Source organism: Paenibacillus sp. CR_12, assembly GCF_041953985.1.
Classification (GTDB): Bacteria; Bacillota; Bacilli; order Paenibacillales; family Paenibacillaceae; genus Paenibacillus_AQ; species Paenibacillus_AQ lautus_A.
Window position 1 is genome coordinate 55,430 of record NZ_JAVFHO010000013.1, and the last position, 20,043, is coordinate 75,472.

21 protein-coding genes are annotated in these 20,043 nt (G+C 53.4%); 7 read left to right on the plus strand and 14 right to left on the minus strand.

Annotated features, from left to right (window positions below; translation table 11 throughout):
• Window positions 1-9 precede the first annotated feature (9 nt).
• Window positions 10-912, plus strand: coding sequence for a DMT family transporter (locus RB297_RS29530; protein WP_096776702.1), 903 nt, complete (start codon window positions 10-12; stop codon window positions 910-912).
• 39 nt (window positions 913-951) lie between these two features.
• Entirely contained in the window at window positions 952-1,758 is an 807-nt protein-coding gene (locus RB297_RS29535) for a Cof-type HAD-IIB family hydrolase (RefSeq protein WP_375122030.1), read from the plus strand.
• 130 nt (window positions 1,759-1,888) lie between these two features.
• On the opposite strand, the gene RB297_RS29540 is transcribed toward RB297_RS29535, so the two are convergent.
• Entirely contained in the window at window positions 1,889-2,650 is a 762-nt protein-coding gene (locus tag RB297_RS29540) for a TioE family transcriptional regulator (RefSeq protein WP_096776464.1), read from the minus strand.
• Window positions 2,651-2,871: 221 nt separating this feature from the next.
• On the opposite strand from RB297_RS29540, the gene RB297_RS29545 reads away from it, so the two are divergent.
• The gene (locus RB297_RS29545; RefSeq protein WP_192570721.1) at window positions 2,872-3,282 is read left to right on the plus strand and encodes a GNAT family N-acetyltransferase; all 411 of its coding nucleotides are present in this window, start codon (window positions 2,872-2,874) and stop codon (window positions 3,280-3,282) included.
• Between the two features lie 113 nt (window positions 3,283-3,395).
• Here RB297_RS29545 and RB297_RS29550 read toward each other — a convergent pair whose 3' ends face one another.
• From RB297_RS29550 to RB297_RS29565, 4 genes are all read right to left on the minus strand, one after another.
• Window positions 3,396-4,181 (minus strand): MBL fold metallo-hydrolase, encoded by a 786-nt coding sequence (locus RB297_RS29550; protein ID WP_375122031.1) that lies wholly within the window; start codon window positions 4,179-4,181, stop codon window positions 3,396-3,398.
• Between the two features lie 151 nt (window positions 4,182-4,332).
• Window positions 4,333-4,569, minus strand: coding sequence for a hypothetical protein (locus RB297_RS29555; RefSeq protein ID WP_009589256.1), 237 nt, complete (start codon window positions 4,567-4,569; stop codon window positions 4,333-4,335).
• Window positions 4,566-5,594 (minus strand): TIR domain-containing protein, encoded by a 1,029-nt coding sequence (locus RB297_RS29560; RefSeq protein ID WP_375122052.1) that lies wholly within the window; start codon window positions 5,592-5,594, stop codon window positions 4,566-4,568. The genes RB297_RS29555 and RB297_RS29560 overlap by 4 nt, the downstream gene beginning before the upstream one ends.
• Window positions 5,595-5,706: 112 nt before the next feature.
• On the minus strand, window positions 5,707-6,984 hold the full coding sequence (locus tag RB297_RS29565) for a serpin family protein (RefSeq protein WP_375122032.1): 1,278 nt from the start codon (window positions 6,982-6,984) through the stop codon (window positions 5,707-5,709).
• A gap of 188 nt (window positions 6,985-7,172) precedes the next feature.
• Between RB297_RS29565 and RB297_RS29570 the strand changes: the two genes are divergently transcribed.
• Window positions 7,173-7,739, plus strand: coding sequence for a GNAT family N-acetyltransferase (locus RB297_RS29570; protein ID WP_096776468.1), 567 nt, complete (start codon window positions 7,173-7,175; stop codon window positions 7,737-7,739).
• Window positions 7,740-7,964: 225 nt separating this feature from the next.
• Here the strand turns inward: RB297_RS29570 and RB297_RS29575 are convergent, their stop codons facing one another.
• The 4 genes from RB297_RS29575 to cysT are packed head-to-tail and all read right to left on the minus strand — an operon-like array spanning window position 7,965 to window position 11,730.
• A complete protein-coding gene (locus RB297_RS29575) occupies window positions 7,965-9,023 on the minus strand; it encodes a sulfate ABC transporter substrate-binding protein (protein ID WP_096776469.1) in 1,059 nt (352 codons plus the stop codon).
• A gap of 31 nt (window positions 9,024-9,054) precedes the next feature.
• Entirely contained in the window at window positions 9,055-10,119 is a 1,065-nt protein-coding gene (locus RB297_RS29580; RefSeq protein ID WP_015737200.1) for a sulfate/molybdate ABC transporter ATP-binding protein, read from the minus strand.
• A gap of 1 nt (window position 10,120) precedes the next feature.
• Window positions 10,121-10,918, minus strand: coding sequence for a sulfate ABC transporter permease subunit (locus RB297_RS29585; RefSeq protein WP_096776470.1), 798 nt, complete (start codon window positions 10,916-10,918; stop codon window positions 10,121-10,123).
• Window positions 10,915-11,730 carry a sulfate ABC transporter permease subunit CysT gene (cysT, locus tag RB297_RS29590; RefSeq protein WP_036662786.1) on the minus strand — a complete coding sequence of 272 codons (816 nt, stop codon included), beginning with the start codon at window positions 11,728-11,730 and terminating at the stop codon, window positions 10,915-10,917. The genes RB297_RS29585 and cysT overlap by 4 nt, the downstream gene beginning before the upstream one ends.
• A gap of 189 nt (window positions 11,731-11,919) precedes the next feature.
• Between cysT and RB297_RS29595 the strand changes: the two genes are divergently transcribed.
• Window positions 11,920-12,321, plus strand: coding sequence for a secondary thiamine-phosphate synthase enzyme YjbQ (locus RB297_RS29595; RefSeq protein ID WP_015737203.1), 402 nt, complete (start codon window positions 11,920-11,922; stop codon window positions 12,319-12,321).
• 178 nt (window positions 12,322-12,499) lie between these two features.
• Here the strand turns inward: RB297_RS29595 and RB297_RS29600 are convergent, their stop codons facing one another.
• From RB297_RS29600 to RB297_RS29610, 3 genes are all read right to left on the minus strand, one after another.
• Window positions 12,500-13,093, minus strand: coding sequence for a TetR/AcrR family transcriptional regulator (locus tag RB297_RS29600; protein WP_015737204.1), 594 nt, complete (start codon window positions 13,091-13,093; stop codon window positions 12,500-12,502).
• Between the two features lie 6 nt (window positions 13,094-13,099).
• Window positions 13,100-13,732: a YigZ family protein gene (locus RB297_RS29605; RefSeq protein ID WP_375122033.1), complete on the minus strand. Its 633-nt coding sequence runs from the start codon at window positions 13,730-13,732 to the stop codon at window positions 13,100-13,102.
• A 106-nt stretch (window positions 13,733-13,838) separates the two neighbouring features.
• Window positions 13,839-15,194: a glucose-6-phosphate isomerase gene (locus tag RB297_RS29610; protein ID WP_009589268.1), complete on the minus strand. Its 1,356-nt coding sequence runs from the start codon at window positions 15,192-15,194 to the stop codon at window positions 13,839-13,841.
• A 197-nt stretch (window positions 15,195-15,391) separates the two neighbouring features.
• On the opposite strand from RB297_RS29610, the gene RB297_RS29615 reads away from it, so the two are divergent.
• Window positions 15,392-16,288, plus strand: coding sequence for an NAD(P)-dependent oxidoreductase (locus RB297_RS29615; protein WP_332295660.1), 897 nt, complete (start codon window positions 15,392-15,394; stop codon window positions 16,286-16,288).
• Window positions 16,289-16,452: 164 nt separating this feature from the next.
• Window positions 16,453-17,379 carry a copper amine oxidase N-terminal domain-containing protein gene (locus tag RB297_RS29620; RefSeq protein ID WP_375122034.1) on the plus strand — a complete coding sequence of 309 codons (927 nt, stop codon included), beginning with the start codon at window positions 16,453-16,455 and terminating at the stop codon, window positions 17,377-17,379.
• Window positions 17,380-17,504: 125 nt separating this feature from the next.
• Here the strand turns inward: RB297_RS29620 and ppnP are convergent, their stop codons facing one another.
• Both ppnP and tkt read right to left on the minus strand, forming a co-directional pair.
• On the minus strand, window positions 17,505-17,822 hold the full coding sequence (gene ppnP / locus RB297_RS29625; RefSeq protein WP_015737208.1) for a pyrimidine/purine nucleoside phosphorylase: 318 nt from the start codon (window positions 17,820-17,822) through the stop codon (window positions 17,505-17,507).
• A gap of 103 nt (window positions 17,823-17,925) precedes the next feature.
• On the minus strand, window positions 17,926-19,947 hold the full coding sequence (tkt, locus tag RB297_RS29630) for a transketolase (protein ID WP_090909014.1): 2,022 nt from the start codon (window positions 19,945-19,947) through the stop codon (window positions 17,926-17,928).
• Window positions 19,948-20,043: the final 96 nt, after the last annotated feature.

A 20,043-nucleotide genomic window follows, 5' to 3' on the forward strand; every position in this document is an offset into this window, starting at 1 on the left:
GACTACCTAGTGAATCGCTCACGTATCGCCGACATCAGCCTGCTTCTGGTGGCCATGATGTGGGGCTCCACGTTCCTCATCGTTCAGTATGCGGTGCGCGTCCTCCCGCCTATGGCCTTTAATTCGGCCCGCTTTCTGGGAGCGGCCCTGCTCCTCGCATTGATCATCACCCTCTTTTACCGGAATCAGTGGAAGCTAATATCCGGCAGGATGCTGCTGCATGCTTGCCTGCTCGGTCTTTTTTTGTTTATCGGCTATGCCTTTCAAACGGCGGGCCTTCTGTACACGACCACGTCCAATGCAGGTTTCATTACCGGCTTGTCCGTCGTGCTGGTGCCTTTCATATCGTACGCGCTGTTAAAGCACTCCATCTCCAGATTCACTTGGATCAGCGCCTTGCTTGCTGCAGCGGGCCTGTACCTGCTCACCTTCGCCGGATCCGGCATGAGCCTGAACAAGGGCGATGTGCTCGTATTCGTTTGCGCCATCGGTTTTGCGCTCCATATCGGTTATACGGGCGTTTATGCCGGCCGATATCCCTCCCTGCTGCTGGCAGCGCTCCAGATGGCCGTCGTTGGGGTATTCAGCCTGATAGCTTCCGCTTTAACCGAACATGTGGGCCATGCAGCGGATCTGATGGAGAAGCTGACCGAGCCGAACGTGCTGTGGGCGCTCGCTGTATCCATCGGCCCTACCAGCGCATTCGCCTTCTGGATCCAAACCGTCTGCCAAAAATACACGACGCCGTCCAGGGTAGCCATCATCTATGCAACGGAGCCCGTATTCGCGGCATTGACGGGAATTCTGTTTGCCGGAGAACGGCTTACGCTTTTCGGCGGCATCGGTTGCCTGTGCATTTTGGCGGGAATGGTGATTGCGGAATTGAAGTCTGCGCCACAGAAGGTACAATAGAGTTAAAGACAGAGACAGAATCAAAAAGGAGAGATACCCATGACAACTTACAAATTGATGGCCATCGACATTGACGACACCCTGATCAATGACGATAAGGAAGTAACCCCCGGCGTCCAGCAGGCGCTTGAGCAAGCGGTCGCCCACGGCGTCGTCGTGACGCTGGCAACCGGACGTGCCTATGCGTCAGCCCAGGCGATTGCCCGTCAAACCGGACTCAACGTTCCCATCATCACCTACCAAGGTGCCTTGATCAAAAACCTGCTCGACGAAAAGGTTCTCTACGAACGCTTCGTTCCCGTCGACGCTGCCGTAAAGCTGTTTGAATACTGCGTGGAGCACAATCTGCATCTGCAAACCTACATCGATGACAAGCTGTATGCCCGCGAAGAGAATCAGAAGCTGATCGATTACTGCGCCCTGAACCGGACGCCTTATTATATCGAGCCTGATTTTATGACGCTGGTTCGGAAACCGACACCGAAAATGCTCATTATTGACGATCCCGACTATCTCGATGAACTGATCCCTATATTCCGCGAGCTGCTCGGCGATGAAGTGCATATTACCAAATCCAAGCCGCATTTTCTGGAGTTCATGCATAAGGAAGGCACGAAGGGACATGCGCTGACCTTCCTGGCCGATCATTTTGGCTGCGACCTCAAGGAAACCATCGCTGTCGGCGACTCCTGGAACGACCACGAAATGCTGGAGGCAGCCGGACTTGGCGTCGCTATGGGCAATTCGATCGAGCCGCTTAAGGCGATTGCCGATTACGTTACGTTGGGGAATAACGAAGACGGCGTGAAGCATGTCATTGATAAATTCGTGCTCAACCAAGGTTAATACGAAAAATAACTAGCTGCGCAAACAAGCCTCCATGATATCCATGGGGGCTTGTTCCTGTCCATAAACCGGGCCAATGCGGCGCCCAAACCGTTTCCTTGGGAAGCGCAAGGCCGCCGCGACCTGTCGATCATTCCCGATCCGGGTTAAATGTTAGAATCGGCTTCAGAAGAGCCGCATCGTCGAACTCCAGCAAGCCTACCTCCATGCACAGCTCCATCAGCTTATGAATGCCGTTGAATTGCTGCAGATTTCGTTGATGAATGACCGACAACGCTTCGCGGACCAATTTTTTGGCCTGCTCAATGCTCTGATGCTCCACGGCCTGAATAATCTCCTTGATGCTCTCCAGGTAATATACGGTCCGCCTCAGCGAGCGAATCAGCAAAATCTGCCGGACATGCGAGGGGCTGTACAGCCGATATCCATTCTCGGGGTTGCGATCGGGAGTGATCAAGCCTTCCTTCTCCCAGTGACGAATGGCGGACGACTCCACGTTGGTCAATTCGGCAGCTTCGCCGATTGTCATATGCGCCTTCAGCTTTTTATCCCTGATGCTGTCAAGCCCGGGATTCTCAAGCAGGGCAAGCGTTTCGTCCGCAATGGTCTTTTCCTGCTGCAGTTTGACCTGCTCCCCGTTCACGAGCCAGAGGGCTTCATCCATCTCCCTCTTCTGGATATGGCGAATCACATCATAGGTTACGGCATAACCGAACCCGGGGAACATGGCCCGCAGACACCGGAAGTAGGCGAGATGCATCTTCGTGTATAGACGGTACCCCTTCTCGTTCCGCTCAGGTGAGGGCACCACTCCCCAAGATTCGTAATGCCTTAAAGCACTCGTACTGATATGCAGCTCTTTGGCGATGTCTTTCGGCTTGTAGTAATGCATGCCGTCCCCTCCCCGACCACGATTGAGAACCTACTTTACCAGAATCGCGGGCCATTGGCAAACCTTAAATTAAAACATTAAAGCGCTCTGATAAGGTTTGTGCAGCATCAACAAGAGTGCTGGCGAATTCGCCGCCCGGCAGCTTCCCACTTGCATCAATGTAGTATATTGGTTGGTGTAGAGGCAAGTTGAACGTATTCTTAACAGCGGGAGGCTGATCAATGATGAATATGCACATAACCGAGGAAGTTCCACAGCTTAAGGAATATATCGATCTCCGATTCGATGCAGGGCTGCCTGAGGTCGAGGAATCGATCGCAGAGACGGCTCTCAACCGCAGCCTGCTCTCCGTCCTTGTCCGGGACGGCAATGACCGGCTGATCGGTATGGGAAGGGTGATCGGCGACGGCGCTTTGTATTTTCAACTGGTAGATGTTATGGCCGCGGCATCCTATCGGGATCAAGGGCTTGAAGAAACGATCGTGTCCGAACTGCTCGCCCGCCTGAAAAAAATAGCGCCAAGCGGAGCCGAGGTCACCGTCATCACGGACGTTCCCGGAATCAAGCTGTATCAACACGCCGGCTTCAAGCTGCTGTACCCTGAACGATACGGTATGGCCGGATCTGTGTGAGAGATATCCCAACAAGCGGCTTAAGACGGCAATCCTGCCGCATCTTCACGTTAAAGGTCTCCGCACGGGGGCCGTCGGTCCGCACACATGGCTGGATTAACTACTCCATATTTTCATTTATTTAATTTCACCGTCATCCCTGCCACCGCCACACGGACTCCCTCCGGCAGAGGCAGCTCTTTCCGAACGTCGACGTCATGCGACATATGGGTATACACCGTTTGGCGAGGTTTCACCTCGGCGAGCAGCTCTGCCGCTTCCTTCATGTCATAGACGGAGCGGGTCTCGAATTGGGCGGTTTCATGAACAAAGCTGGTTCCCAGAACCAGGAGATCCACGCCTTTCAGCGGCTCCTTTTCCTTCGGGCTGAGATCAATCGAATCCGAATTGTACACCCATGTGTACCCGTCCTTCTGGAACCGGTAGGCGTAGGAGTACCCGTTTTTGCCATGGTTTACTTTCCAGCACGAAATCTCCCAGCCAGCCAATGTAAATCCATCATCGACTGGCGTCATCTCCATCTGCCGCGGAAGCCACGGATACTGGCGGACAATCTGTTCCAGCACCTCGGCTGGGGCGTATAGCCGGCCTTTTTCCCTCTGCCATCTGCAGGCATCGCTCCATTCCGGAAGGCCTCCGATATGATCAAAGTGGGCGTGCGTAATCAGCATGTCGCTCATTTTTCGAATCCCGAGCCCCTCCATCATGCCGCGCCAATCCGGACCGCAGTCGATCATAAAGGACGTTTCGCCGCACTCCACCATCGCCGAGGAGCGCAATCGCCGGTTCACGCCCGTACTCCTCGCTTCCGTGCATACCCCGCAATCGCAATATACCCGCGGGACGCCCATCGCATCCCCGGTTCCCAGAAAAGTTAATGTATCTCCGCTCACACGCATCCCCCATTATTATGTATTGATTCCTTCACGGTTAAGCAAACCTTGTCCCTTTATTGTATTAGCGCACGAAGAAAAAAACAAAGACCGCCGGGCTCATCCCGGACGGTCTTTCGTCATTCCTGCCATACGATACGTTTATGATAGCAATTCATTAAGCAAACGAGGGCTTATTATCGTCAACAGCTCCGCTGATGACCTTGACGTACTTCTTATCCACGCCTTCCACGGAAGGACCGACATATACACTGCTCTTGCTTGAGCGTCTGACCGAGCGCTTCCGGGATTTCAGCGTACTCATCATCGGTACGGGCCCCCGAACCACCCAGCTGCTGCCATTGGCGGACCCCTGCGGATGACCTGACGTTCTCTTCTTCTCATTCCTGCTCACGACGAATCCCCTCCAACTAAATGCCTGATGGTACGAAGCAGCTCACGATTCTGTTCCACAACCTCCGCGAGATCTTCATCCGTAAGAATCTCATGTCCCGTAAAATGCACGGACAATACATGATTTACACCTAAAGGATAGCAGAACACATACACCTGCGCAACTTCCTCTTCGTGATAAAATGCCCATTTTCCACTATTATAGACATCAATCACGTAAATCGACTGGTTGCTTGGCGAATGATCCTTTTTCCCATCGAACGGGAAATACCGTCCTTTACCTACATTACCCCCAATTTGGGCAATGCCTTCATCCCTTCGCCCCCAAAAGGCTGCGCCGGTCACCCGGAAATCCCCTGCAGCCGGCGGGAGCAAGGAGTTTCGGACGGCTTCACTCAGTGCATGATATTTTTCCGCTTCATCGCTCACATGCACGTTTCGGTTATATTCCCAGAAAAAATGCAGCACGCTTTGCTTGCGTCTCAGCTCCGCATCCTTCTGTTCAATCAATGTGCTCGGGTTGTTATAGAATCCTTCGGTTTCGATCGCGCTCAGAATATGTCCGCAGGCGACATCGACGGCAGATTTGTAATCATCGTCGCTTCGAAGCTCGTATTCGAGCAGCGTAATGCCCTGCAGGTCGGAGAGTAGGTGATAATCCTTAACGATCACGTCTTGAACGGAACTGCTGTCTGCCTCTACCTGATCCGGAATGATGCAGTATACCCTTCGCCGTCCGAGCCTTCCCCAGTACAGCCCCATCTCAAACAACGTGTTGTCGCGGGTAACAAATACATGTTTGCCTCGAATGAGCGCCACATCATCCGGAGAAAAGACGAACACACCAAAATCACTGGACGCCAGCTGCTTCTCCAAAGCTTCCATCGTATACATATTCGCCCCGAACGTACCCCCGTACCAAGGCGTCACTTGGGCGGAGCGTTTGAGCTGTTCGTGGATCGCCCTTGCATACTTGATGGCCTCTCTGGAAGAACCTATGAATAAATTCGGCTTCGGTATGGTCATAGGCACATCCTATTCTCCCTTTGTTATACATTTTAGTCTTATTCGACCATTATAACAAAGTTGCCTATTTTTGGGTGAAAATTATGGCAGGCGCATGTTGGTATAGTATATGCTACGGTTTCAAAACAGACCCCATAAATAACCATGCACCCGTGTCCCGATCTTCAATGGCAAAGAAAAAAGGGCGGTTGATCTTCATGGCGATCGGCTCGGTAGGCTCGGCGCTTTCCGTTATTCCCACCGCTGTCACAGCTGCGGCCTTTGTCCCTTTTTCGCTGACATCGACAATCGTATGGTGTGTGACATGATCGATCCAAAATCCGTCTCCTTGTTCGGCCAATTTGCTAAAATCAGCCTCGGCGGCGTCGAATGCCTTGACCATGCCGAGGCTCTTAAGGGCATCCGGAAGCTCGAAGCTCTGCTCCGCCTTAAACTTGGGCAGACTGAGCTGAACCGTTTCGAACGAGTAATCGCCTTTCCAGACGGACGCATCCTTCCACAGCTGCCGATGCAGCTTATCGATCGTGGAGGATTCCTTCGGCAGGATGACCAGCATGTGCATGCGGCCATCTCCATATGGAATGCGGATGGCCTGCCAGGACTCTCCTTCTTTATAGCTGTATCTATCTTCCCTCTTCATCATCGGGACTTGTTGAGTGGTGCCGTCAGATAGCGTAAATTCTTCATCCACGGTATTTGCCGGATCAAATTCATCCGTCCACCCGCCGTTGAAATATATGGCATTGATCAGGACCGCAACGCCGCCTGGCGGCTCATGATATATCTTAGGGATCATGCCGCTGGTTTTGTCTTTCACCCATTGGTTAATTGCATGCATCGCGTCCTCCCGCTGAAGGTCCGTCTCCCTGACCTCCGCACCGTAACTGTCCTTTACGGCTTCCGCATAAGCCACCTTCAGCTTAAGACCTGGCCGGTGCCAAACGGAATTGGCCACGTTCAGCACGACGCCGCCTCCGTTCTCCAGCAAGGAGCGCAGCTGGCGGTTGCCTTCATTGATGCCTGCATCATTCATGCCCCTCCAGCCCAGCATATCGGCCATCTCGGCAGCCGTATCGCCCGCGGTCCCGTTATAAGCCAGTGCCAAGGCCTGCGTGATGCTGTATGGAGAAATAATCAGGTTATCGCTCGTGTACTCAGGGTTATCCGATAACGCCTGGTGCAACCGTAAACCAAAATCATTCTGCGCTTTCACCATGCCGGCATCCACCTTGCCTAATACCTCTTTGCGTTCCTGCGCCGACAATTCCTTCACATTGGTCTGCTTATGCGCAATGCCCTGCGATTCCCCCGGCTGGATCCCGCTGTCCTGAGCGCAGGCGGTAAGCCCAACAAGCAAGCATAGGCCTGTGAGTATCTTTTTTTTCCGCATCACCTTGTCCCCCTTCAATGCCAGATTTTTGATCTATCTGCTATTGACGGAATCGACACTCCTAATGTTTCATATAAAGGATCATTTATCCAAATTCAGTTGGCAATCCACTTCATCACCGCTACAATGAATAGATGAGTTCCAGCAACATACCTAAAAGACATGCAAAGCGAAAGGAATTTCTACATATGCAAAAAATTCGTCTTGAAGGCAGCAGAGTGACGCTGCGATCCAGGAAACCCGAGGATACCCCTGTTCTATATAATCTGATCTATGGCACGAAGAACCCGGAATGGAAAAAATACGACGCCCCTTATTTCCCGCTCAAGCAGATTTCCTACGAAATTTTTGAAACGCAGTGGAACGCCGACTTCGAAACCGATCAATTTCCGAGCGATCTGCTCATCGAAGTCGAGGGCACAACGATTGGCATCGTCACGTTCTATTGGGAGCATGAGGCCTCGCGCTGGCTGGAAGCCGGCATCCTGATTTATGACCCGGGCCGTTGGAGCGGCGGGTACGGTACGGAAGCACTGTCGTTGTGGGTGGATTGCCTGTTCCAAAACCTCACCATCGCCCGTGTCGGCATTACGACCTGGTCCGGCAATCCGCGAATGATGCGCTGTGCGGAAAAGGTGGGCATGCAGCTCGAAGGCCGTATGCGAAAGTGCCGGTATTACGACGGCGTCTATTACGACTCCATTCGCATGGGCATTCTGCGAGAAGAATGGGAAGCGCGCAAAGCAACCGTATAGAGCAAGATGGTACGGAATAATCCGTATACGTGGCATATTTGCAAAATAGGAGGCGTCATTCAGACGAATGCTAATGTTCTGTACGTACAAATAAGCGAGCCGTTCAGGATATCCTGAACGGCTCGCTTTATCTCTTTTTTGTCGCCGACGGGCCATGGATGATACGCAACTCAGCACGCGACGCCCCCTCATGAACCTATCAATCGCTCCCTATACCACCAAGCATCACAGCCCTGCCAGCACCTGATACCAAACCCCTCGCTTCGAATACAGCGTCTCGCGCACCTGGTCCCATCCGCCCAGATACTCGATGTCGAACAGCCCCGGCGGGTTGGCAAACCGCTCCTTCGTCTGTTCATGCACCGATTCCTCGACGGGACGGAAGCCATGCTTCACGAAGATGTTCTGCGCCTCCGGCGTACGCAAGTACTCCACAAAAGCCGCCGATACATCCTCAGTGCCGTGTTTCTTCGCAAACCGCTCCACGACTGCGGCCGGATTCTCGATCAGCATCGTATGCTGCGGTACAACAATGTCATACTGGACGCCTTGGGCAATCCGGGCTAGCAGCTCGTTCTCATACGTAACGATCACATCCCCGACCCCGTATTCAAAAGCCGCCATCGAAGCCCGCCCGCTTTTATCGAGCGACTCCACATTGCGGTGAACCGCTTCAAGGAAGGCTTTCGCTTCGGCAGGATCACGCTTTCCATTCTCTTCCGATTGTTTCAGGCCGGCGCCGTAAATCGCGTTGATGTCCCACTGCGCCCCGCCCGAGGTCTTCGGATTCGGATACAGCACCTTGACGTCCGATCGGGTCAGATCGTCGAAATCCCGTATCCCTTTCGGGTTACCTGCGCGGGTACCGAGAACGACAATCGAGCGTGTCACCATGCCGTTATAAGGCTGGGATTTCCACTCCTTGTCGACGAGCCCCGCCCTGACGAGTTTATCGACATCCCCTTCCATGGCAAGCAGCGTGACGTCAGCCTCAAACCCGCCCGTAATGGCGCGCGCCTGTGTTCCGGAAGCCTCGTAGGATTCCTGAAAACGAATGGTTTCTCCCGTCTGTGCCTTCCACTCGGCTTGAAAAGCGGGAATAATCTCGGACAAGGCATCCCTGGCTACGCTGTACGCGCCCAGCACGATCGTTCGCTCGCCCGGCTGCGACATCGCATCTTCATTGACGGGCTGATCATCGGCACATCCTGCGATAAGCAAACTGAAGAGAAGCGCCATGCCCACTTGCAGGAATGAGGTTCGTTTCATATTCAAGATCCGCATGAATCCACTTCCCTTCGTTATTTTAGAATCATCAGATCATAATCGGCATCGGATCGACCTTCAGGCGATTTTCCTCGATCCAGCTGTGCTCGTCGTTAAAGAGGTATGCCCGGTGAACGAGGACTCGGACCTCTTGGCCCGGCTGCAGCGTTTCCTTCTCCAGCGACCGGTAGGTGATCAGTTTATGTCCCTTGACCTCCACCTCCACCAGCCACTCGCTGCCGCGGAAATGCAGATGACGGACGATCCCCGTCTCCGTGGCGGACAGTACGCTGAAATCATGCTCGCTTCCAATCTCGATATATTCCGGGCGAATTAATGCGCGCGTCGCATTCTTGTTAGCCGCTGCCTCAAATCCCTTCAGTTCGGCAGCGCTTGAAATCACGGTGGACTCGCCTATGAAGGAAGCGACAAACGGCGTCTTCGGCTCCTTGTAAATATCCCACGGCGTTCCCTTCTGCTCGACGCGCCCCTGATTAATGATCATGATTTCGTCCGCGACTTCAATCGCCTCATCCTGGTCATGCGTAACAAAAATCGACGTGATGCCGACCCGCTCGATCAGCTCGCGAAGCCAGGAGCGCAGCTCTTGGCGGATCTTCGCATCGATGGCGGCGAACGGTTCATCCAATAAGAGCAGCTGCGGCTCGGGCGCAAGCGCTCTGGCAAAGGCTACGCGCTGGCGCTGTCCGCCCGATAACTGGTGCGGATAACGGCTCTCGAAGCCTTTCAAGCCCGTCAGTTCCACCAGCTCCATCACCCGGTCTTTGATTTTGGCCTTGGCGGCCTTCTTCACCTTCAAGCCGAAAGCGATGTTGTCAAACACGGTCATATGCTTAAACAAGGCATAGTTCTGGAACACAAAGCCGATGCCGCGCTCCTGCGGCGGCAGGTCATTGACCACTTGGCCATGAAAGGAGATTTGTCCGGAATCCGGATTCTCAAGCCCGGCCAGCATGCGCAGGATGGAGGTTTTACCGCCTCCGCTGGGCCCCAGAAGCCCGATCAGATGTCCCTTTTCAATCTCGAAGCTGACATTCTTGACGGCGTGAAACGTACCGAAATGCTTGTTCAGATCGCGAACTTCCACATGCATATCAATGCACATCCTTTCTTTTTTTGGCCCATTCCATCAGCAGCAAGAGACCTACGGAGAAGGCGGCCAGTACCAGCGCCACTCCATTCGCCGCAGCCACGTTGAAATTCTCCACGTCCTGATACACAAGCGTCGTGGCCGTCTGGGTTTTGTTCATGATGTTGCCGGAGACCACCAGCACGGCGCCGAACTCGCCCAATGAACGGGCTACCGTGAGCACCAGGCCGTATACGACGGCCCACCGGATGGAAGGCCACGTTACTTTCACGAACGTGGTCCACCCGTAAGCCCCAAGCGTCGCGGCCGCCTGCTCCTGATCGTTTCCGATCTCCTGCAGGACGGGCATGACCTCGCGAACCATCAGCGGGAACGTGACGAAGAGCGTCGCAATCACCATGCCGGGGAACGCATACACCACCTTAAACCCGATCCCTTCAAAAAAACCGCCGATGATGCTGTCGGGTCCCAGCAGCAGCACAATCATCAAACCGCCGATGACCGGCGAAACAGCGTAAGGCAGGTCGACAATGCTGTTCAGAATGCCCTTGAGCTTTCGGCTGAGCCAATTTGCCCGCACCAGATACAGCGCCATCATGATGCCAAACAACGCATTCAAAAAAGTAACGAATACCACAATCAGACCCGTCATCATCAGGGCATGCAGGGCTTCCGGCCTGAGCAGCCCCTCCGCAAACCCGTCCAGCCCCTTATCGAACGCACCGATCGCAATTCGGGACAGGGGAATGATCAGCAGGATGATAAATACGGCATACGTAAGTCCGATCCATAATCGTTTCAAGCTCGTCTCCCCCTCTGCTGCACGGCATTGATTACCCAGAGGATCATGAAGGAGAGCGTAAGAAGCAGAATCGATACGGCAGCCGCTCCGGCCGGATTATCGCTCTCCACCTCGCCAAAAATAAATACCGATGCGATCAGCGTCCTGCCCGGAATGTTGCCGGCAACCAGGACGACGGCGCCGAATTCAGCCAATGCCCTAGAGAAGGCCAGCATCCCTCCGCTGATGATTCCCGGCAGCATCGACGGCAGGATGACTTTAAAAAAGGTTCTCGTTCTGGAAGCGCCCATCGTATATGCGGCCTCTTCCTCCAGCGGATCCAGCTCTTCCAGCAGCGGCTGAACCGCCCGGATTACAAACGGGAACGTGACAAACAGCATGGCGACCACGATCGCGGGCTGATGGAACACGATTTCAAAGCCGAGCTTCTCCGCCAGGCCTCCAAGCAAGCTCCCCGGCCCAAGCAGCAGCAAAATCATCAAGCCGCCAACGGCCGTCGGCAGCGCAAAAGGCAGATCCACCAGACTGTTCAGCAGCGTCCTTCCCGGAAATCGATACCGTATGAGCACCCAAGCAATCATCGTTCCGATAAGCACGTTGATGAAAGTAGAGATTAGGCCCAGTTTAATGGTAAGCAGCACGGCCTTCCAGGCGATCGGATCCATTACGCTTTCCGCAAAATGGCCCCATCCCGCAGAGAATGATTGCACATACACCCCAAAGATCGGCAGTACGATCAAGGCAAGAAAATAAAGCAGTACGGTGCTTCGAAAACCCCAAGTCCAACCTTTATGACGAATCCATGTTGTCATCTCGTATCCCTCCCGCCTCCGGATGGCATTCCGGTCGACTCCTCCACAAACCATCTTTATATTTCCTATTTGTATACTTGGTTTTACTTTACACATACTTTACCAAAAGCTGAATCCGATCGTCAATCCATCTTTTGCACTTTATCGGGTAAAATAAAAGAAATGGAAAAAGTTGAGGAGGTTATTGAGATGCTGTATACCGGTGAATTGGCTACGCAAGGACGCGATGAGATGAGGGATATTACAAGGGAGATCCACTCTTTCGTGAAACAAAGCGGAGTCCAGCAAGGAACGGTCCTGATTTATTGTCCGCATACGACGGCGGGAATCGCCATCAACGAAAACGCCGATCCCGATGTGAAACGGGACGTGCTGATGTCTTTGGATGAGGTCTATCCATGGAATCATCCCAAGTATCGCCATGCGGAGGGCAACACGGCCTCCCACCTTAAATCGATCACCTGCGGCCCTTCGCAGACCGTGATCATTCAGAACGGGCACCTGCTTCTTGGACGTTGGCAGGGGATTTACTTCTGCGAATTCGACGGACCGAGGCAGCGACAATATCATGTGAAGATCATGGAAGGATAAAACCGGGAACGGATGCCGACAGTCAAGCGAATGAAATGAAAGCACAAAAAGCAGACAGGTGCATGCAAGGGAGCGCGGACCTGTCTGTTTTATGGTTCATTAGGTGATTGACGTTTCAACGCTAGGCCGTTGTAACGGATTGAAGTGCCAAGCTGCGCGTCTTGGCAGCATGTAAACATCAGACCCTGCTGTACAGACTCCGGCATAACACTTTGATATGGGTAAGAGCGGCTGGTTTAATCTCATCAAAACCGATTCTGTCCTGAATATAATACGATATAAATCCATGCAGCGACAAAAACAAAGTCAGCGGAACGGTTCGCCGTTCTTCCTCGCTGTAATTCTCCTCCAGCAAATACTGACGGACCAGCATAGCAAACATTTCAAAACAGCGTCCCTGCTCAGAGCGACAGTAGGACAGCAGCTCTTCGTCCCGAATCATGAACATGATTTCGTACTGGTAAGGATTATCCAGACCGAAACGAACGAATTCCAGCATCAGCTGCTCCAGCTTCGATACCCCGTCACAGGGAGGCTTTACCGAGACCTCCAACAGCAAATCATTTAGATCATTAAAGTCCTTCATGACAATGGCGTAGAATAGCTCCGCCTTTTCCTTAAAGTGATAATACAAGGAGCCGTGGCTATAACCCAAATGCTGCCCGATGCTTCGCATCGAAATGGCCCTGTATCCTTTGGTTATGAACAAATGCCTGGCTGCTTCCAGTATCCGCTCTCTCGACAACTCGCGTTCGACTGCTCTTCTTGCCATATTATTTTATTCCCCTTCAATAAAATAAAGCCGCTCTCCCTCCGTGATCAAGGACTGCCCCTGTGTCAAATCCACCATCCAAGTCATAAAGCTCTCCGCATCACCATCGAGCGGCAAGCAGGTCAAAGTCACCGTGTCGGCAAAGTTTGTCTCTCCCATGCGTACGTTCCGGTTACGAAGCTCGTTCTCCACCTTACCCAGCCAGGTATAATCCAGCTCCACGAAAATCTCCCGGTGAAGAACCCTTGTAATCGGTCGGCCTGATTCGATCGCAGCCACGGCTCCGTCGGTGTACGCCCGGATTAATCCGCCCGCACCCAGCATAATGCCGCCAAAATAACGCGTGACCACGATAGCTACATTCTTCCGCCCCTGATTGCGGATCACCTCGAGAATCGGCTTGCCGGCCGTTCCGCTCGGTTCCCCGTCATCCGATTGCTTCTGAATCTCATCCCGCTCGCCAATCATGTAAGCGGAACAATTGTGCGTAGCATTCCAATGTTTTTTCTTGATCTCTTCAATAAAAGCGACGGCTTCCTCTTCGGTCTCTACCGGCATCACATGCCCGATGAAACGCGATTTCTTGATGACGATCTCCTTGGAGCCCGCCTGACGCACCGTTTTGTAACGATCCAGCATGAAACAACAACCACCTCTATATTGCCAAGAAAGCAGTCCACGGCAATGATATGCCAGCGGACTGCTTCCTTCAGCGTCTTACGTCTAATCCAATGAAAGTGTCGGGTTATTCGGAAAGTCTAGCTTCCAATTCGGCCTTCTCTTTCTCGTACCCAGGTTTGCCGAGCAGCGCGAACATATTTTTCTTGTACGCCTCTACGCCCGGTTGGTCAAACGGGTTGACACCCAACAGATAGCCGCTGATACCGCAGGCCTTTTCGAAAAAGTATACCAGATATCCGAACGAATAGGGAGTGAAATCTGGAATTGTCACAATCAAATTCGGAACTTGTCCGTCTGTATGGGCCAGCATCGTGCCTTGGAACGCCTTTTTGTTGACAAAATCCAATGTTTTCCCGGTCAGGAAGTTCAATCCGTCCAGATCGTCCGGATCCGATTCGATCGTAATATGCTCGGATACGTTCTCCACCTGAATGACGGTTTCGAAGATGTTGCGGCTGCCTTCCTGGATGAACTGACCCATGGAGTGCAGATCGGTAGAGAAATCGACGGATGCCGGGTAGATCCCCTTGTAATCCTTCCCTTCGCTCTCGCCGTACAGCTGCTTCCACCACTCCGATACAAAATGCAGGGAAGGCTCGTAGTTCACCAGGATCTCGATGCCTTTGCCTTTACGGTAAAGCGCGTTGCGAACCGCTGCGTATTGGTAAGCTTCGTTCTCGGCAACGTTCGGGCTGCTGTACTCCTTGGAGGCGTCAGCCGCGCCCTGCATCATCTCTTCGATGTTGATGCCTGCCGTCGCGATCGGAAGCAGACCTACTGCGGTCAGCACGGAATAACGTCCGCCCACGTCGTCAGGAATGATAAAGGACTCGTAGCCTTCCTCGGTTGCCAGCTTCTTGAGGGCGCCCTTCGCTTGATCCGTCGTAGCGTAAATGCGTTTGCGCGCTTCTTCCTTGCCGTATTTCTTCTCCAGCTCCGCACGGAAAATACGGAAAGCGATAGCCGGCTCCGTCGTTGTGCCGGATTTGGAGATGACGTTGACGGAGAAGTCTTTGCCTTCGATCAATTGAAGCAGATGCGAGACATACGTGGAGCTGATGTTGTTGCCCGCAAAGTAAATTTCCGGCGTCTTGCGCTGGTCCTTCGACAGCTCGTTATAGAACGAATGCGACAGCATTTCGATGGCCGCGCGCGCTCCCAGGTAGGAGCCTCCGATTCCGATTACGATCAGAACGTCCGAGTCGCTTTGGATTTTGGCGGCCGCTTTCTGGATGCGGGAGAATTCCTCTTTATCGTACTGAGTCGGCAGGTCGATCCAGCCCAAATAATCGGAGCCGGCTCCCGTACCGTTATGTAACTGTTCATGAGCTGTGCGGATCGGCTCAGCGAAATAATCAACTTCGTGCTGATTGACAAAGGTCAGTGCTTTACTGTAATCAAACTTGATTTTTTTAGACATGCCTTAAACCTCCTGTGAATTTAGAAATAGGATACTTTAATTTAATAAAGACCGCAAGTTTCACGGGCCAACTGTCATCTATTCTTCATGCGCGGGACTCCTTCCCGCTTCCATTCCCTGCAAAGACTGGCTTCGTTTCGGGAACCCGTGCTAAGATAGAGTGGATCAGGAATCCATAATCGAAGGTGATATAGACTATGAAAAAAATCGGGTTTATCGGACTGGGCACCATGGGAGCTCCCATGGCCTCCAATCTGCTGAAGCAGGATTACGATGTGACGGTATATAACCGCACCCACGAGAAATGCCGCCCGCTCGCCGAACAGGGAGCCTCCATCGCGGAGACGCCTCGGGAAGCGGCCGAAGGGCAAGATCTTGTCATTACGATGGTAAGCAACGACCAATCCATCCGGGATGTATTCTACGGAGAGAACGGCCTGCTTGGCTCCCTGACGAGCGGGATGACCGTCATTGACTGCAGCACGATCTCCGAAAGCCTGGTTAAGGAAATTGCCTCCGCCGTTTCCGGCCTCGGCGCTTCCTTCCTGGATGCCCCGGTAACCGGCAGCAAGCCTGCAGCGATTGATGGCACCTTGGTCTTCATGGTTGGCGGTGATGCCGCCGTCATCGAAGCGCAAGCCGACGTTTTTGACACCTTGGGCAAAAAGGTCATTCACATGGGGCCTAACGGAAGCGGCGCCGTGGCCAAGCTCGCGCACAATACGATTGTGGGCATTAACAACCTGGCGCTGGCCGAAGGCTTCGCCATCGCCGCGAAATCAGGCATACCGGCAGACAACTTCCTGGAGCTCGTGCAGCTGGGATCGGCCGGCAGCAAAGCGGCGGAGCTGAAGGGACGCAAAATCATCGAAGGCGATTTCAGCAACCAGTTCTCGCTGGCGCTCATGCTCAAAGACCTGAAGTTGGCCTCTTCGCTCACCGATGGCATCGGGATGCCGTCGCCCATGCTGAACCTGGCCAAGAGCCTGTTTCAAGCCGGTGCCAGCGAAGGCTATGGCGATGAGGATCTCTCCGCCGTCGCGAAGTGCTATGAGGCTTGGATCGGCCAGAAGATCGGCGGCCAGCAGCCATAATGCCAGACAAGCCATGCATCTATAACGGCTCCTTCTTTTTAGTTTTCGGTTCATCCGGACTAGGAGGAAGGAGCTATTTTTTTGGCCATTCCATCATTTTCCCCTCGGCAAGAAACTTTTTGCGTTTCACTTCCGTCTACTATGCAAAAGGAGGAATTTACAACATGAAATGGACCAAACGATTAAAAACAATGGCAGCCGCTGTCGTACTAACCGCTGTTCTGGCCCCTGCAATAGCCGTTTCGCCAGCTTCTGCAGCAGTTAAACCATCCGCTACCATTAACAACGTAACCGCAAGCGGCGACGTGCTGATCAGGCAGGGCACCACCTTTGTTACCCTTACCGATCTCAAGCCTCTGGGGAACTACGTCATGAAGTACGACAACCAGAAGAAACAGGTGACCATTCAAGGCGATAACCGAACGGTGATTCTCGCGGCCGGAAGCACCAGCATGGAAGTGAACGGCGTTAAGAAGGCGCTCCCTGCAGCCCCGCTGCTGCATAACGGCAAGACCTTGATTCCCCTAAGGGCCGTTGCCCAAGCCTTCGATGCCAGCGTCTATTGGAACGGCTCTTTAAAAACAGCCTATATCAATAAGGCAGATCCCGATATCATCGCAGACTTAAAGAGCTCCGATCTGGCCACCGCCCGGAACGCTGCAGCCAAGCTTCCTTATACATCCGAATTGAAAAAACCTGAGCTGGACATGCTGCCCGTGGAAATGCAAGGCGTGGATTATTATTTTCCCAAAGGCCAATCCCAACGCTTTTTCCTGGTAGATAACGATATCGCCAGTTATTTCGAAATCCGCTGCGGCGTCAAATACTTGAAATGGCAGGGCAAGCTGGATTATTCCGCCAAGGCACCGGCAAACCAAAAGCTGTTCTTCCTGCCTGCGTTGAAAGCGGAGATCGGCAAGCAGCCGGATACCGGCAATTGGACCCTTGCCAAATTCGTATTCCGCTACCCTTCAGGCGTCACCAGCTACCGCCTGCTCGATCGCGGCCAAGAATGGGGCGAAGGATACGTAGAGCTTGACAACCGGGCTCCCGGATATAAAGGCGAGATCGTGACGATCCCCGAGGAATAAGTCCATTATATCAACCGCCGTTAACGGCCTGCGTTGACATCCGGCATTGACAGTAAAGGCTCAGAGCCATCGGCTTTGAGCCTTTTTGGCGTATTCACGGATATGAATGCTTTAGGCGCCGCCTGCTACATCGTCGGATAAGAGCAGCAATAATCCGTCACGGTGCGGATTTCCAGCTTGAAGCTTGAATTGCCCGGCACGTTAAAGGTCGCGGGCTCTTGAATCTCCAACCACTCTTGCTCCCCGGGCAGCAGAACACGCAAATCGCCGGACAGGATTTCCATAATTTCAGGGCCGTCCGTGCCGAATTCATAGCTTCCCGGCAGCATGATGCCGAGCGTGACCTTTTCCCCATTCTCCAGCAGCACCGTGCGGCTGGTTACCTTCCCCTCATAGTACACATTGGCTGCTTTCGTGACGGTCGCATTCTTGAATTGAGACATCGATAACTCTCCTCCTCCAAAATATGTATGGCGCTTGATATATGGACGGCACCCGCATGATGCGGGTGCCGGAAAATCAATATGGAGTTAAATCAGGGTGTTGTTACAGCAAGCCTTTTACGCGGCTAACCACGTTCTCAACGGTAAATCCGTACTCGGCAATGACGCGGTCGCCAGGAGCGGAAGCGCCAAACGTGTTGATGCCGAGAATGTCGCCTTTGTCGCCCACGTAACGCTCCCATCCGAACGGATGAGCCATTTCAATGGCAAGACGGGCTTTAACGTCAGGAAGCAGCACGGAATCTTTGTAAGCCTGATCCTGGCTGTCGAACAGATCCCAGCTTGGCATGCTGATGACGCGTACGGCAATGCCTTCTTCGGCCAATGCCGCTTGTGCTTTAACGGCAAGCTGAACCTCGGAACCCGTTGCAATGATTTGAGCCTGCACGTTTCCATCTTTCGCGTCGGAAACAACATAAGCTCCGCGTTTGATGCCTTCACGTGCATGGTCCGCCGTGCCAGCGAGGATCGGCAGATTTTGACGAGTCAGCACCAAGGCTACCGGACGATCCGTGTTCTCAACCGCATAAGCCCATGCAGCGGAAGTCTCATTCGCATCTGCCGGACGGATAACGGTCACGCCTGGAATGATGCGCAGGGAAGCCAATTGCTCGATCGGCTCATGCGTAGGGCCGTCTTCGCCGACAGCGATGCTGTCGTGTGTCAGCACATACGTAACCGGCAGCTTCATGATCGCAGCCAGACGAATGGCCGGACGCAGATAATCGGTAAATACGAAGAACGTACCGCCGAAAATTTTCAATCCGCCATGGAGAGCGATACCGTTCATCGCGCCAGCCATCGCAAATTCGCGAACGCCATAATACACGTTGCGGCCTTCATAGCTCTCCGCGGTGAAAGATGCCAGGTCGTTCAAGTGAGTCATGGTGGAGCTTTCCAGGTCAGCCGATCCGCCAAGCAGCTGCGGTACGCCTGCCGTCAAACCGTTCAGCGCTTTACCGGAAGCCACGCGAGTGGAAACCGCTTTGTCGTCCGCGCTGTATTTCGGAAGGTCTTTGTCCCATCCTTCAGCCAATTCGCCGGATTCGCCGCGCTCGAATTGCGCAGCCAGCTCTGGGTAAGCCTCTTTGTATTTCGCGAACTGGTCCACCCACGCTTGATATGCAGCAATGCCGCGTTCTTTCACTTTGCCGAAATGCTCGCGCACTTCCTCCGGCACGTAGAAGTCCTCTTCATATACCCATTTATAGAATTCCTTGGTCAGCTTCGCTTCGTCGGCTCCGAGCGGAGAACCGTGTGTACCGCCATGGCCGCCTTTACCTTGTTTGTTCGGGCTGCCGTAACCGATGACCGTTTTCACTTCGATCAGCGTCGGGCGGTTCGAATCGCCTTTCGCTTCCTCGATCGCTTTCTCGATCGCAGGCAGATCGTTGCCGTCTTCTACGCGCAGCACTTGCCAGCCATATGCTTCAAAACGCTTCGCCACGTTCTCGGAGAAGGCCAGGTTCAGCTCGCCGTCAAGGGAGATATCGTTGGAATCGTACAGCATGATCAATTTGCCAAGCTTCAGGTGACCTGCCAGGGAAGCCGCCTCGGAAGCCACGCCCTCCATCATGTCGCCGTCGCCGCAGATCGCGTACGTATAGTGATCCACCACGTTGAAGCCGTCTTTATTGTAAGTCGCGCCCAAGTGAGCCTCGGCCATTGCCATACCTACAGCCATGGCCACGCCTTGTCCGAGCGGACCTGTCGTTGCATCAACGCCGGCCGTGTGGCCGAATTCCGGGTGCCCCGGCGTTTTGCTTCCCCATTGACGGAACTGTTTCAGGTCCTCAATGGACAAGTCATAGCCGCTCAGGTGGAGCAGACTGTAGAGCAGCATGGAGCCATGTCCTGCAGACAAGACGAAACGGTCGCGGTTAATCCACGCCGGCTGGTCCGGGTTATGATTCATCGTCTTCGCGAACAGCTGGTAGCCCATAGGCGCGGATCCCATCGGCATGCCCGGATGACCGGAGTTGGCTTTTTCGATCGCGTCGATCGCCAATGTCCGGATCGTTGCGATGGACAGGTTGTCGATCGTTTGGTTATGTTCAGTTGTCATGATTCGTCCTCCTCAAATCTTTTCCATAGTAAGCTTCGAAAATGAAGGCTTCTTACGTCCCTCCAGCCCCGATTCGCTTGGTATCAGAGCAGTTAG